Origin of the sequence: Streptomyces sp. NPDC052016, from assembly GCF_044548445.1 — a bacterium.
Classification (GTDB): Bacteria; Actinomycetota; Actinomycetes; order Streptomycetales; family Streptomycetaceae; genus Streptomyces.
In genome coordinates, this window is record NZ_JBIUBX010000004.1 from 266000 (window position 1) to 280387 (window position 14388).

Here is a 14388-nt window from a genome sequence, read left to right on the forward strand (position 1 = left end):
CCGACGTGCAACCCTGAAGTTGCACCCGATGGTGACGACGACGGCGAAGGAGCCCCTCATGGCTGACGACCGAATCGAGCGCGACATTCTGATCGAGGCGCCCCTGGAGCGGGTCTGGTCGCTGGTGGCCCAGCCCGGCTTCTGGGTGGCCGACAAAGCGAGCCTGCCCGGCACCGTGGCCGAGGAAGGCGCGTCGATGGTGGCGAGGAACGCCGAGCACGGCGACTTCCCGGTGCGGGTGGAGAAGGTCGAGCCGCCGACGTACCTGGCCTACCGCTGGACCAGCGCGTTCCCCGGAGAGGAACTGCGCGAGGACAACAGCACCCTCGTGGAGTTCACGCTGACCCAGGAAGGCGATCGGACGCGGCTCCGCGTCGTCGAGAGCGGTTTCGCGGCGCTGGCCGGGTCCGAGGAACTGCGCAGCCAGAACCTGAAGGACCACAGCCAGGGATGGCCCCTGGAGCTCGACGCGCTCAGGTCCCGCGCCGAAAAGCCCGCCACGTGATCGACGAACCTCCCGCCGCCGAGGCCGTCGACAGTGTCCTCGGCGCGCTGGCCGATCCGACGCGACGCCAACTGCTCGACCTGCTCGCCGCACAGGGCGAGGCCACTGCCACGACCCTCGCCGAACGGCTTCCCGTGTCGCGGCAGGCGGTGGTCAAACACCTCGCTGTCCTGGATGCCGCCGGGCTGGTCTCGGGCGCCCGGGTCGGACGCGAGGTGCGGTACTCGGTGCGACCCGCGGCGCTGGACACGACGGCACGGTGGATGGCCTCGCTCGCGGCCGACTGGGACCGGCGGCTGGCGCACATCAAGCGCGTCGCCGAGGCGGCGGAGCGGGACGGGAGTCCGACACCCCCCGACTGAAGGGAAAAACCTCCGTGGACACGAGAGGACTGCGCGGCGCCTACGACAGGCTGCTCGACGCGGCGGCCCTCCCCGACCTCGGTGACGCCGCCGACGGAGGATGGAACGCCGACCGGATCCTGGCCCATCTGCTCAGCATCGACGCCTCTGTCGCTGCGGTGGCCCTGGGCGTCGTCGCGGGCGCGCGCCCCACCTTCGACAACCGAATCTGCCTCGACACCTGGAACCTCGACCGGATCATCGCCGAGCACGCGGACCGGGCGGACCTGATCGATCATGTCCGGGGTCAGGCCGCCGTCCTGTGCGACATCGCCGATCGGCTCAGTGAGGAAGCCGCCTCCGTCCAGGTGCCGTCGCTCCTCCTGTCCGACGACGCACTCGTGCTGGACCAGCCGATACCACTGGCCGCCCTCATGGACGGCCTCGCCGAGAACCACGTGCCCGGGCACACACGACAGCTCCTCGATCTGCGCGTCACCGTCCCCGTACCCACCTGACGGGCGGCGCGCGACGCCGGCTGCCACTGCTCGAGCTTGTCGATGTACTGCGCGACAGTGTTGCGCTGACAGGCAGTGAGCCCGGCGGAGCACGACATCGCAATCTGCCGGGCGCGGCGTACGCGCGGACCGTGAAGAACGCCTCTGCAGGCGCACGGCGGGTGGAATCCGAATCCACGCTTGAGTGGCGCCGGGACCGCGTGCTCCTTGTCCGAGTGGGGCGTCACGAGCCTGGCGTCCACGTCCCGCGGCCACCAGCGGCGAAAGGGCGGATAGCCGTTTCGGCGCGTTCCGCCGTCTGCGGCCCAATGACCCAAGTCGGCATACCGCTGCCGGCAGTGCGGACGGCAGAACCCCGCCGCTCGCCGATCTGTCACTCACTGCCGCCTGTCAGGACGGCGCCTGCTGCTTGTGGTCCGTTCGGATTCGCCCGAGGTGCGCCCTCCTCGGGAGTGGGGAACAGTGGTCGCAGCGCCGAGATGCTGCCGGCCCCGTTGCCTACCGAGGGGAAGATGAGATGTCACAACGCAATACCGTCCTGCGCAGCCTGCACGACCTTGGGCTGGCCGCGTGGTTCGGCGGCTCCTTGATGGGCGCAGTAGGCCTCAACGGCGCGGGACGTACTGAAGGTGCCGCGCAAGCGGCCACCGTACGGTTCGTCAGTTCAGGTTGGGCGAAGTGGGCGCCGATGAACGCCGCCGCCATCGGGACCCACCTGGTCGGCAGTAGCGGCCTGCTCGCTGCGAACGCGGCACGGGTTGCCACCCAGCAGGGAGTGGCCGCCTCCACCGTGGCCAAGACGATCCTGACCGGAGCTGCCCTGGCGACCACCGCCTACAGCCGGGTGCTGGGCAAAAAGATCGAGCTGGCCTCCTCCAACGACCCGGAAGACGCCGAAAAGGCCCGCGAGCACCCCGTCGACACGGAGAAGGCGCAGCGGCAACTCGCCTTCCTGCAGTGGGCGACCCCGGCGCTCACAGGAGGCCTGCTCATCCTGAACGCGCTTCACGGAGAGCAGCAACGCCCCGAGGAGCAAGTCCGGGGGATGTGGCAGAAGGCCATGAGCAGAGCACCGCACATGCCTTCCATGCCCCCGATGCCGCACATGCCCTCCATGCCTTCCATGCCGGACTGGCGCTGGACACAACACTGACGACCCTGGGTCTCCTCTTCGCGACGGAAGCGGGCAGCGACGAAGCTGCTGATGGGCTTCGGTTCCGGCTGCTTCCGGGTTTCGGTCAGGCCATGACGAACCGTGCAGCCGGGTCCGAGTCCGGCCCCTGCTCGCCCTCGAAGCGGCCCTCACCCACGGCGTCGACGTGACCCAGGTCCGTGCCAAGAGCCCGTCCCTGACGGGCTTCTTCCTGGGCTGAGCGGACGAACTCCTGACCCCCTGCGCCTCACCTCGGTCACCGCGGCGGCCCCAGTCGCCGCGGCAGCAAGGTCACCCTCCACCACCCCCGCCCGCAGCTTCGTCGGGGCCCTCGCCGAGCACGGCGTCATCGCCGACATGCGCGCGCCCGACCTGCTGCGCTTCGGCGTCAACGCCCTCCGACCAGCCACCCGGGACCTGCCCACCGCCGCTTCGCGCCTGCGAGCCCTCACCCGGGACGCCGCCTGCGATCCTGCACCGCCGACCGCCGGGCCGGTGACCTGAGAAGACCCGCCCGTGCCTGCCCGCCGGGACCACTGCGAGCGTGTCGTGATCTCCATGCGGGAGACGGTGCACGGGTGCCGCGGCTCGGCCGGCACCCGCCGCGCCGGGCCCGATTCCACGAGCGCCCGCGCCCGGAACGGCGAATGCGGCACCGCTCGGGTCAGGGCGGCCCGCTGCGACTTCCTCCAGCCACTCCCGGGCGGGGTCACCCTCATCACCGGCCCGGGCGCCGAACGCCGAAGGCTGCCAGGCGCTGCTCGACACTGCCGAGCCGACCCAACCCGCCACCGAAGACGCCGACCGCCCGGCGCTCTGGACGTCATGGGGACGCAATTCACAGGCGTGACCAGGGATTCGTCCGGCGCAGCCGGGTACCCGGCGCCGGATCACACAGCCCCTTACCTACGTGGCGCGCCGGCCGTGGCCGGCCCCCAGCAGAGGAGCGATAGCGGATGAGCCAGCCCAATCCCATCAAGCGGGCGGCGGACAAGGTCACCGAAGCCATCCAGGGCACCGGCGCGGGACCGGAGGAAGGGATCCCCGGCAAGCCGGCCCCGGAGTCCCCCGGTGTCGCGGAACCGACGGAGCCGCGCGAGCCGCTGCCGCCGAAGCCGGACCAGAGCGGGCCCGACACGATGTCGCCCACAGGGCAGGCGACCGGCGCGGCGCAGGCCCGCATGGCCCAGTCAGGCGCCTACCTGACGGATGCTCAGGGCACGCGGCTGTACGACACCGACCACTCGCTGAAGGCCGGCCCGCGCGGGCCGGTGCTGTTGCAGGACCATCATCTGCGCGAGAAGGTCATGCACTTCGACCACGAGCGCATCCCGGAGCGGGTCGTGCACGCCCGTGGCGCGGCGGCGCACGGCGTCTTCAAGAGCTACGGCACCGCTGCCGCCGTGACGAAGGCGGCGTTCCTGGCACCGGGCGCGGAGACGCCCGTGTTCGTGCGCTTCTCTACGGTGCTGGGGTCGCGGGGCTCCGCCGACACCGTGCGGGACACCCGCGGGTTCGCGACCAAGTTCTACACCGAAGAGGGCGTCTTCGACCTGGTCGGCAACAACATGCCGGTCTTCTTCGTCCAGGACGCCATCAAGTTCCCGGACATCATCCATGCCGGCAAGCCGCACCCGGACCGGGAGATCCCGCAGGCGCAGAGCGCGCACGACACCTTCTGGGACTTCGTCACGCTGCACACCGAGGCCACTCACCACACCCTGTGGAACATGTCCGACCGGGGCATCCCGCGTTCGTACCGGATGATGGAGGGCTTCGGCGTCCACACGTTCCGTCTGGTGGCCGCCGACGGTTCGACGACGCTGGTGAAGTTCCACTGGAAGCCGAAGCTCGGTGTGCACTCCCTGGTGTGGGAGGAGGCGCAGATCGCAGGCGGCGTCGACCCCGACTTCCACCGCCGCGACCTCGCCGACGCCATCGAGGCGGGCGCCTACCCGGAATGGGAGCTGGGCATCCAGACCTTCCCGGACACTCCCGACCAGACCTTCGAGGGCATCGACCTGCTCGACGCGACCAACCTCGTTCCCGAGGAGCTCGCCCCCGTGCAGCCGATCGGACTGCTGACCCTCGACCGCAACCCGTCGAACTACTTCGCCGAGACCGAGCAGGTCGCCTTCCACGTCGGCCACCTCGTGCCCGGCATCGACATCACCGACGATCCGCTGCTCGCCGGGCGGCTGTTCTCCTACCTGGACACCCAGATCACCCGGCTGGCCGGACCGAACTTCTCGCAGATCCCCATCAACCGGCCGCACGCGCCGGTCAACGACATGCTGCGGGACGGCTTCCACCAGGACGCGGTGCACCGGGGCGTCGCCCCGTACCGGCCCAACTCGCTCGACGGCGGCTGCCCGTTCCTGGCGGGGGCGGAAAACGGGGCGTACATCGAGACGCCGGTACGGGTGCCGGAGGCGACGAAGGTCCGGGAGGCCCCCGAGTCGTTCTCCGACCACTTCAGCCAGCCGCGCCGGTTCTGGCTGAGCATGAGCGAGGTCGAGCGGGAGCACATCATCGGCGCCTACACCTTCGAGCTCGGCAAGTGCTACGAGCAGGCCGTCAAGGAGCGGGCTCTGCAGGTGCTGGCCAACATCGACGCCAAGCTGTGCGCCCGTGTCGCCGAGGGCCTCGGCCTGCCGGCGCCCGAGCCGACCGTGCCGCCGGCCGATGTCGAGCCGAGCCCCGCACTGTCCCAGGTCGGGCGGTCCTGGCCCACCGACGGCCGCCTCATCGGCATCGTCACCGGCCCGGACGGGGATTGGGACGGTGTGCGCGCGGTGCGCGAGGCGGTGCTCGGCGCGGGAATGGTGCCGCTGGTCATCGCTCCCACCGGCGGCAAGCTGGGCGTGGGCGACGACGCGGTGACAGTGCAGCGGACGTTCGTGACCGCGCGGTCCATCGAGTTCGACGCGCTGCTGGTGGCCGGTGCGCCTGCGGCGGGCAGCGACGCCTATGGTTCCCGCGACGCCAAGGCACTGCCCGCCGGTCTGCCGGGGGCCGCCGACCCGAGGGTGGGCCTGCTGCTGTCGGAGGCGTTCCGCCACGGCAAGGCGATCGGCGCCTGGGCGGGTGGCGGCGCGGCACTGGAGGCGGTCGGGATTCCCGCCGACGCGCCTGGAGTCGTGGTCGGTCAGAACGGCACGTCCGTGCTGGAGCAGATGCAGGAGCTGATGGCCACGCACCGCGTCTGGGAGCGGTTCGTCACGACCGCCTGAGGCGGCGGGTCAAAAGAGAGAGACCCATAACCGCCCGTACACCGCCGGGTCCGCGCCCTTTTGGAGCATGCCTGCGCCCATGAAGACCTTCAGGTCCGCCGCATGTCGCCGGACCTGAAGGTCCGGCGCGTGTCGCCGACAGCAGCAGGGCGACGGCGACAGTGCCCGGCCGCCGACCCGGCGTACCACTCCCGGCGGGGCGCCGTGGGGCGTTGGCGCATGCGGGGCCCGGCGTGCCGCGGACAGGCGGCTCGCCGGCGCGTGTGTCAGAGGCCCGGCGCGCCCGCTCGGGGTGCGGGGGAGAGGGCGTGGTAGCGGGGCCGTCCATCCCCTCCGCAGCGCCGAAGGCCGGAGCCGCAGCCGCTCATCCGCTCGGACGCAGCGGGCCTTGGCGCAGGCATGCGCCTGCCAGCGTTCTCGTCCCTTCTCCATCGGGTGCATGACACCGTGGGGATCTTCACATCCGTGTCCTGCCACCATTGGATCCAGGGAACCTGGTGGCGGATCTGCACATCCGTGTGTCCCCACCAGGTCCCCTGGATCCAGTGCTGGCAGGACCGCGGCTGACGCGGCGGCTTCGCACAGGCCGACGCGGGGGAGGCGGCGATGCGCCGGCCCGGCAGGTGCGACAGGCGTGCCGGCGGGCGAGCCGATCAGCGGGCCTCACTGGAACGCCCCGCGGGCTGAGCGCAGTCGGACGGTCAGGAGGACTCGCGCACCACCAGCTCCGTCGGCAGCGTGACCTGCTGCCGCGGCGCACCGTGCTGTGTGATGTCTATCAGTATGCGGGCCATGGTGCGGCCCAGTTCCTCCACCGGCTGACGCACTGTCGTCAGGGGCGGGTTGGTGTGGCGGGCGAGGACGGAGTCCTCGAATCCGACGACGGCGACATCCCCCGGCACCTGTCGTTTCCACCGGCGGAGTTCGGCCAGGGCGCCGACCGCCATGAGGTCGGAGGCGGCGAAGACGGCGTCCAGGTCCGGGGCGCGTTCAAGAAGCAAACGCATGGCGCGAGCGCCGCCCTCCTCGGTGAAGTCGCCCGCCTCGATCATGAGGTCCGGTGCGGGAACGCCCGCTTCCTCGTGTGCGGTGCGCCAGCCGGCGAGCCGGCTGCGGCCGACGTCCATGTCGAGCGGGCCGGTGATCGTGGCCACTCGCCGCCGTCCGCGGTCCAGCAGATGCCGTACCGCCGCGGCCGCTCCGCCGGCATTGTCGGAGTTGACGTAGCTCAGCCGCTCGCCCGCGTCGCGGCGGCCGGCCAGCACGGTGGGCAGCCCCATTTCCTCCAGCATGCCCGGCAGCCGGTCCTCGGAGTGCACGGAGACCAGCAGCACACCGTCGACGCGGCGGGTCGCCACCGACTCGGTCAGCTGGTCCCGTTCGGCCTGGTCGCGGACGAGCATCAGCTGCAGCTGGGTGCGGCTCTCGGCGAACGCGCCGCTGACGCCGCGGATGAGCGCGGCGAAGAACGGCTCCGAACCGAGGCGGCTCTCCGACTCCGGGATCACCAGGGCCACGGCGTCGGTGCGGTTGGTCACCAGACCGCGGGCGACCGAGTTGGGCACGTAGTTGAGTTCCTTGATCGCCGCGAGAACCCTGGCGCGGGCGTCGGCACTGACCAGGTCCGAGCCGTTGACGACGCGGGACACCGTGGTGCGGCCCACGCCGGCGCGGGCGGCGACCGTTTTGATCGTTGGACGGCGGTTGCCGCTCATGTGCTCCCCCACCCTCGGCGCCGCGGAGGCATGACCTGCCGCGGAGGTGACCTGCGGCAATTCTTGCAGACTCGGTCGTCGGCAGAGCACCCCGGGATCCATGGGGAGCCGCTCGAGCCCTGCGCGGCGACGACGAGTTGCGTTCAAGTCATTGACAGATCCGCCCCCTCCCCACGAGTCTTCGATGCGCGATGGGAACGTGCCCACCCATAAATGGGCACGTTCCCATCCTGTCAAAACCGTCGTGATCGTCATCGCTGTAGCCATCGCAGTAGTCAGCGCAGAACTCGTCACTCCGATGTGTCAGCGCCGTCGCTAGGAGGAGATCCATGGGCACTCTCGGTTCGTTGCGCAGAAAGGCGGTGGCGACGGCCGCGACCGTCGGCGCACTGGCGCTCGTCGTCGGCTGCGGCGGCAGCGACGACTCCGCCACCGGCGGCGGGAAGAAGGACGGCAAGGTCACCATCACCATGGGCCTGTACGGAGTGATGGGCATCAAGGAGACCGGCCTTCTCGAGCAGTACGAGAAGGAGAACCCCGAGGTCGACATCAAGGCCGAGATCGCCGGTGACGAGCAGACGTACTACACCGCGCTGCAGACCAGGCTCGCCGCCGGCAAGGGCCTGAAGGACATCCAGGGCATCGAGATCGGGCGGGCCAAGGAGATCACCGAGACCCAGGCGGACAAGTTCGCCGACTTCGCCGACGTGTCGGGCACCGACCACTTCCTGCCGTGGAAGGAGTCCCAGATCAGCACCGGGGACGGCAAGGTGCTGGGCCTGGGCACCGACATCGGCCCCATGGCCGTCTGCTACCGCAAGGACTACTTCGAGAAGGCGGGCCTGCCCACCGACCGCGAGGAGGTCGCGAAGCTCTGGGAGGGCGACTGGAAGAAGTACGTCGAGGTCGGCCGCACCTTCAAGAAGGACTTCAAGGGTGACGGCGTCGCCTACATGGACGCGGCCAGCGGCCTGTTCAACGCCATGGTCTACGGCTACCCCGAGCAGTACTACGACGACAAGGGCGAGCTGATCTACGACAGCAACCCCGCCGTCAAGGAGGCGTGGAGTCTCGCCGCGGACGCGGCGGAGGACGGCCTGACGGCCAAGCTCCGTCAGTTCCAGCCCGGTTGGGACCCGGGCCTGGCCAACGGCACGTTCGCCACGGCCGTGTGCCCGGCGTGGATGCTCAGCCACATCAGCGAGAAGGCCGGTGCGGCGAACAAGGGCAAGTGGGATGTGGCCAAGGCCCCCAAGGGCGCCAACTGGGGCGGGTCCTTCCTCGGTGTGATCGAGCAGAGCCCGGTGAAGGAGGAGGCCAAGAAGCTCGTCGCCTGGCTGACCGCCCCGGAGCAGCAGGCCCACATCTTCAAGGAGATCGGCAACATCCCGTCCTCGCGCCAGGCACTGGAGAGCGCAGACGTGAAGGACGCCAAGTCGGAGTACTTCAACAACGCGCCGATCGGCCAGATCTTCGGTGCCGCCGCCCAGGAGATACCGGACAAGCAGGTCCTCGGCCGCAAGGACGGCACGATCAAGGACACCTTCTCCCAGGGGCTGACCCTGATCGAGCAGCAGGGCACCCCGCGTGAGAAGGCGTGGAAGACCACCGCGGAGCGCATCGAGAAGGCGGTCGGCTGACCCCTGGCCCCCGCGGCCGTCCGTGCCCGCCGACGGGCACGGACGGCCGGCTCACACATCCGCCTTCAGGAAGGAAATCCGGTGGCCACCTCCACCACCAAGGCCCTGGCCGGGGACGAGTCTCCGGGTCCGTCCCCGGACGACGACACCGCCCGGCGGCGCGGCGCACTGCTGCACCGGCTCGACATCAAGGGCGCCCCGTACGTCTTCGTCGCGCCGTTCTTCGTGGTCTTCGCCGCGTTCAGCTTCTACCCCCTCGTCTACACGTCGTGGATCTCCCTGCACGACGTGGAACTGGCCACCCTCGACGTCATGGAGTGGGTGGCCTTCGACAACTACGTCGAGCTGTGGGGCGACTCCAGGTTCTGGAACGCGCTGCAGAACACGATCACGATCGGTGTCATCTCCACGGTGCCGCAGCTGCTGATGGCACTCGGGCTGGCGCACCTGCTCAACTACCGGATGCGCGCCTCGCTGTTCTTCCGCGTCGCCTCGCTGGTGCCCTACGCCACCTCGGTGGCCGCGGCCGCCCTCGTTTTCACGATGATCTTCGAGCGGGACTTCGGGATGATCAACTGGGCGCTCGGCTCGGTCGGAATCGACCCCGTGGACTGGGAGGCCGACAAGTGGCCCGCCCAGGTCGCCATCTCCACCATCGTCATCTGGCGCTGGACCGGCTACAACGCGCTGCTCTACCTGGCCGCGATGCAGGCCATCCCCGCCGAACGGTACGAGGCGGCCTCCCTCGACGGCGCCTCCCGGTGGCAGCAGTTCACCCACGTCACCGTCCCCGGCATCCGCTCCACCATCGTCTTCACGATCGTGCTCTCCACCATCGGCGCCACCCAGCTGTTCGGCGAGCCGCTGATCTTCGGCCAGGGCCCCAACGGGGTGAGCGGTGGCGCGGACAACCAGTACCAGACGCTGGGACTGCTGCTGTACGAGGAGGGCTGGAAGAACTACCAGATGGGCCGCTCGGCGACCGTGGCCTGGGCGATGTTCCTGCTGCTCGTCCTCGTCTTCCTCGTGCAGCGCCTCGTCAAGCGCGCACGCTCCTGTACGTCCTGACCTGGAGTCACCATGACCATTCAGAGTCTCCCGGCCCGGACCAGCTCCACGGCCCGGACCTCCGCCGACAAGCCGGCCGGCCGCGGGGGCCGCCGACTGTTGCGCCAGCGCGCCGGCCGTCAGCACCACGCCGGACCCCTCGCCTACGTGCTGCTCGCCATCATGGCGGTGCTGTCGATCTTCCCGCTGTACTGGACGATGGTGGCCGCATCCACCGACAACACCCGGGTCAGCCAGACACCGCCGCCCTTCCTGCCCGGCCCGAACCTGTTCAGCAACCTCGCCCGGGCCTGGGACGAGGCGGCGATGGGCAAGGCGATGATCAACAGCCTCATCGTGGCCGGGGTGATCGCCCTGTCGACGGTGATGTTCGCGACGCTCGCCGGGTTCGCCTTCGCCAAGTTGCGGTTCAAGGGGCGCAACGCCCTGCTCATGCTGGTGATCGGCACCATGCTGGTGCCGCCGCAGCTCGGCGTCGTACCGCTGTTCATGATGATGGCCGAGCTGGGCTGGTCGCAGCAGCTGCCCGCCGTCATCTTCCCGACGCTGGTGAGCGCGGTAGGGGTCTTCTTCATGCGGCAGTACCTGTCGGAGGCGCTGCCCGACGAACTCGTCGAGGCCGGACGCGTGGACGGGGCCCACTCGCTGCGGATCTTCTGGAGCATCGTGCTGCCCGTCGCCCGGCCCGCGATGGCCGTTCTGTTCATGATCACGTTCGTGCACGCCTGGAACGACTTCTTCTGGCCGTTCGTGGTCCTCGACATGACCAACCCGACGGTCCCCGTCGCCCTCACCCAGCTCAGCGCGGGCTATGTCCGGGACCAGTCGCTGATCATGGCAGGCGCGCTGCTCGGCACCCTGCCGCTGCTGGCGATGTTCATCGTCTTCGGCCGCCAGATCGTCAGCGGCATCATGGCGGGCGCCGTCAAGGGCTGACCCGCCGCCGCGCGGCCCCGAACACGGGCCCGCACCCCACCCCCCCCCGTTCCGGCCTGGCGTGCCCGCGCCTCACCCCGCCGGCCCCCACGCACCCACGAACACCACCACCTCGAAAGGACTCACGTGGTCACCGCAGCACAGCAGACCGCGTCCGCCCCGGACGCCGCCCGCACCTTCCCCAAGGGCTTCCTCTGGGGCTCCGCGACGGCCGCCTATCAGATCGAGGGCGCAGCGGCCGAGGACGGCCGCACGCCGTCCATCTGGGACACCTACGCCCGCACCCCCGGCCGGGTCCGCAACGGCGACACCGGTGACATCGCCACCGACCACTACCACCGCCGAAGCGAGGACGTCGCCCTCATGGCCGAACTCGGCCTGGGCGCCTACCGCTTCTCCCTCGCCTGGCCCCGGATCCAGCCCACCGGCCGCGGACCCGCCGTGCAGAAGGGCCTGGACTTCTACCGGCGCCTCGTCGACGAACTGCTGGAGAAGGGCATCCAGCCCGTCGCCACTCTCTACCACTGGGACCTGCCGCAGGAACTGGAGGACGCCGGCGGCTGGCCCGAGCGCGCCACGGCCGAGCGGTTCGCCGAGTACGCGGCCATCGCGGCGGACTCCCTCGGCGACCGGGTGAAGACCTGGACCACGCTCAACGAGCCCTGGTGCAGCGCCTTCCTCGGGTACGGCTCCGGCGTGCACGCCCCCGGCCGCACCGACCCGGTCGCCGCCCTGCGCGCCGCCCACCACCTCAACCTGGGACACGGCCTGGCCGTCCAGGCGCTGCGCGACCGCCTCCGCGCCGACGCCCAGGTCTCGGTCACCCTCAACATCCACCACGTCCGCCCGCTCACCGGCACGGACGGCGACGCCGACGCGGTCCGCCGGATCGACGCGCTCGCCAATCGGGTCTTCACGGGTCCGATGCTGCGGGGCGCCTACCCGGAGGACCTGCTCAAGGACACCGCCGAGCTGACCGACTGGTCCTTCGTCCAGGACGGCGACCTGCACCGCATCCACCAGCCGCTGGACTTCCTCGGCGTCAACTACTACACCCCCACCGTGGTCTCCGAGACCGACGGCGATGGCACCCACACCTCCGACGGACACGGCAACAGCACCCACAGCCCGTGGCCGGGAGCAGACCGGGTCGCCTTCCACCAGCCGCCCGGCGACACCACCGCGATGGGGTGGGCCGTCGACCCCAGCGGCCTCTACGACCTGCTGCGCCGGCTCGCCTCCGATTTCCCGGAGCTGCCGCTGGTCATCACCGAGAACGGCGCCGCCTTCGACGACTACGCCGACCCTGCCGGCCAGGTCAACGACCCCGCCAGGATCGCGTACGTACGCGGCCACTTGGCCGCCGTTCACCAGGCGATCCTGGACGGCGCGGACGTACGCGGCTACTTCCTGTGGTCCCTGCTGGACAACTTCGAGTGGGCTCACGGCTACAGCAAGCGCTTCGGCGCCGTGTACGTCGACTACCCGACCGGCACCCGCATCCCCAAGGCCAGCGCCCGCTGGTACTCCGAGGTCGCCCGTACCGGGGTACTGCCCGGCGCCTGACCGGCCGGTGCGGCACGCACAGCCTGCCCGCGCCCAGCAGGCTCCTGCCGGCGATCGATGCGCCCCGCCCGTCCTGGCTCGACGGGCGGGGCTGGGCGGCGGGGCTGGGCGCAGAGGGGTCAGCTGGTCGGGAAGTCGTCAGGGGTGCGGATCTGGTCCCTGATCCACGCCCCGGCCGGCTTCAGCTGTGCTGTGCCGGTCCAGGGCCCGTTGGCGTTGCACGTTCCGGGCTTGAACACGGCGCCAGAACGCTCGTCGTCGGAGAAGTTCCAGTTGACCCAGCTGATCTTCTTCGCTGCCATCAGGTCGATGTAACGCTTGGTCATGGTGAAGTCGTTCGCACCTTCACCGGCGGAGTTCTGGGAGCCGAACTCAGTGACGAAGACGGGCAGCTTGTCGGCGGCGCGGGACAGGGTGTTGAGGTACTCGTCGCGGTGCGAGGACGCGTAGAAGTGGAAGGTGTACAGGATGTTGGTGGCGTTGACCGGGTTGGCGGTGATCTCGTTCTCGTTGCTGCCGTCGGAGACGCCGAGCGAGGACCAGGCGCGGGTGCCGACGAGGATGGGGGTTTCAGGGTCCTGCTGCCGGATGACCGGGATCAGCTGTTCGGCATAGCTCTTGATGTTCGACCAGCTCACACCGTTGGGCTCATTGGCGATCTCGTAGAGCAGGTTGGTCTTGCTTCCGTGACGCTGAGCGATCTCGGTGAAGAACGTCCTGGCGCGGGACAGGTTGTAGTGGGGGTCGCCCGGGGTCAGCTGGTGCCAGTCCACGATCACGTACAGGCCGCGGGCTGTGGCCTGCTCGATCAGGCTGTGCGCCAGGTCGGTGAAGCGCCGGGGGTCGCTCTCGTAGCCGCCCTCCTGCACGTAGGTGGACACGCGCAGGACGTCGGCGTGCCAGTCCTTGGCCAGCGCGTCGAGGGATCCGCTGGTGAGGCACTGGCTGTACCACTGCGTGCCGTGGCTGCTCATACCGCGTAGCTGGATGGGCTTGCCGTACCGGTTGCACAGCTTGGTTCCGCACACCTTCAGCTGCCCGTTGACGGCGGCGGGCGTGTCGCCGGTCGGTCCTCCGGAGGTCTCCAGGGAGATGTGGTCGACGTTCGGTCCGCCGTTGGAGGTGGTCGCGGTCGCTCTGATGATGTTCGCCCCGGCTGCGAGGTTCACGTTGAGCGTGGTGGTGTTCCAGTTGGTCCACGCGCCCGTGCCCGGGAAGGCTCTGCCGCTGGAGGCCACCGCACCGTTCACCGTGATGTCCATGGGGCGGTTGGTGGCAGTGCCGTTGGCGAAGCGCAGGGTGAGGGCGGACGACCCGGCCTGTGTAGCGCTGACGGTCCACTGAACGTAACTGCCCTGGACGTTGTCATAGTTGACGAAGCCGTCGCCGGTGAAGCCGGTGTGGTTGGACTCCACCGCACCGCGTGAGACGGTGGCGGATTCCGCTTCGTGCACGGTGGCGGCCCGAGGCGAGGCGACCGCACTGTCGGCCGAGACGGCGGCAGTGGCGGGAAGGGCAGCGGTCAGTGCCAGTGCCATGGCGCCGGCTGTGACGGCGCCGCGCAGCTTGGGATGGGACGAGCGTAGCCAACTCATAGTCAGGACTCACTCCGTCGGAGAGGGGGGCGGGATCCTGCGGCCGCGGTACATGGGGGCGGCCGGCTCCCGGTTGAAAGGAAACCTTCCTAACGATTAAAGGAGTAGCGCAGGTTCA

At 69.9% G+C, this 14388-nt stretch carries 12 protein-coding genes and 1 pseudogene; 10 read left to right on the forward strand and 3 right to left on the reverse strand.

Translation table 11 applies throughout. The features are described 5' to 3' along the window. The first annotated feature begins 58 nt into the window (after positions 1 to 58). From ACIHAR_RS07750 to ACIHAR_RS07775, 6 genes are all read left to right on the forward strand, one after another. Positions 59 to 505, forward strand: a complete 447-nt coding sequence (locus ACIHAR_RS07750; RefSeq protein ID WP_400017778.1) for an SRPBCC domain-containing protein — start codon at positions 59 to 61, stop codon at positions 503 to 505. After that, positions 502 to 867: a metalloregulator ArsR/SmtB family transcription factor gene (locus ACIHAR_RS07755; RefSeq protein WP_365453038.1), complete on the forward strand. Its 366-nt coding sequence runs from the start codon at positions 502 to 504 to the stop codon at positions 865 to 867. Before ACIHAR_RS07750 ends, ACIHAR_RS07755 begins: the two co-directional genes overlap by 4 nt. Before the next feature lie 14 nt (positions 868 to 881). After that, positions 882 to 1364 carry a hypothetical protein gene (locus ACIHAR_RS07760; RefSeq protein ID WP_365453035.1) on the forward strand — a complete coding sequence of 161 codons (483 nt, stop codon included), beginning with the start codon at positions 882 to 884 and terminating at the stop codon, positions 1362 to 1364. Between the two features lie 517 nt (positions 1365 to 1881). Further along, positions 1882 to 2517 carry a hypothetical protein gene (locus ACIHAR_RS07765; RefSeq protein WP_365453032.1) on the forward strand — a complete coding sequence of 212 codons (636 nt, stop codon included), beginning with the start codon at positions 1882 to 1884 and terminating at the stop codon, positions 2515 to 2517. A 357-nt stretch (positions 2518 to 2874) separates the two neighbouring features. Then, positions 2875 to 3021, forward strand: a complete 147-nt coding sequence (locus ACIHAR_RS07770) for a hypothetical protein (RefSeq protein WP_365453029.1) — start codon at positions 2875 to 2877, stop codon at positions 3019 to 3021. A gap of 452 nt (positions 3022 to 3473) precedes the next feature. After that, the gene (locus ACIHAR_RS07775) at positions 3474 to 5750 is read left to right on the forward strand and encodes a catalase (protein WP_400017782.1); all 2277 of its coding nucleotides are present in this window, start codon (positions 3474 to 3476) and stop codon (positions 5748 to 5750) included. 701 nt (positions 5751 to 6451) lie between these two features. Here the strand turns inward: ACIHAR_RS07775 and ACIHAR_RS07780 are convergent. Next, on the reverse strand, positions 6452 to 7465 hold the full coding sequence (locus ACIHAR_RS07780) for a LacI family DNA-binding transcriptional regulator (RefSeq protein WP_400017784.1): 1014 nt from the start codon (positions 7463 to 7465) through the stop codon (positions 6452 to 6454). A gap of 329 nt (positions 7466 to 7794) precedes the next feature. On the opposite strand from ACIHAR_RS07780, the gene ACIHAR_RS07785 reads away from it, so the two are divergent. From ACIHAR_RS07785 to ACIHAR_RS07800, 4 genes are all read left to right on the forward strand, one after another. Then, positions 7795 to 9105 (forward strand): extracellular solute-binding protein, encoded by a 1311-nt coding sequence (locus tag ACIHAR_RS07785; RefSeq protein ID WP_365453020.1) that lies wholly within the window; start codon positions 7795 to 7797, stop codon positions 9103 to 9105. An 81-nt stretch (positions 9106 to 9186) separates the two neighbouring features. Continuing rightward, entirely contained in the window at positions 9187 to 10173 is a 987-nt protein-coding gene (locus tag ACIHAR_RS07790) for a carbohydrate ABC transporter permease (RefSeq protein ID WP_400017786.1), read from the forward strand. 12 nt (positions 10174 to 10185) lie between these two features. Further along, positions 10186 to 11109, forward strand: coding sequence for a carbohydrate ABC transporter permease (locus tag ACIHAR_RS07795; RefSeq protein ID WP_400017789.1), 924 nt, complete (start codon positions 10186 to 10188; stop codon positions 11107 to 11109). A 126-nt stretch (positions 11110 to 11235) separates the two neighbouring features. Beyond that, entirely contained in the window at positions 11236 to 12675 is a 1440-nt protein-coding gene (locus tag ACIHAR_RS07800) for a GH1 family beta-glucosidase (protein WP_365453011.1), read from the forward strand. A gap of 119 nt (positions 12676 to 12794) precedes the next feature. Here ACIHAR_RS07800 and ACIHAR_RS07805 read toward each other — a convergent pair whose 3' ends face one another. Together ACIHAR_RS07805 and ACIHAR_RS07810 are read right to left on the reverse strand one after the other, a co-directional pair. Then, entirely contained in the window at positions 12795 to 13844 is a 1050-nt protein-coding gene (locus ACIHAR_RS07805) for a cellulase family glycosylhydrolase (RefSeq protein WP_400017888.1), read from the reverse strand. Further along, positions 13818 to 14270, reverse strand: a pseudogene (locus ACIHAR_RS07810) (CBM35 domain-containing protein); the annotation flags it as partial. The pseudogene ACIHAR_RS07810 and the gene ACIHAR_RS07805, both read right to left, overlap by 27 nt. Between the last annotated feature and the right edge of the window lie 118 nt (positions 14271 to 14388).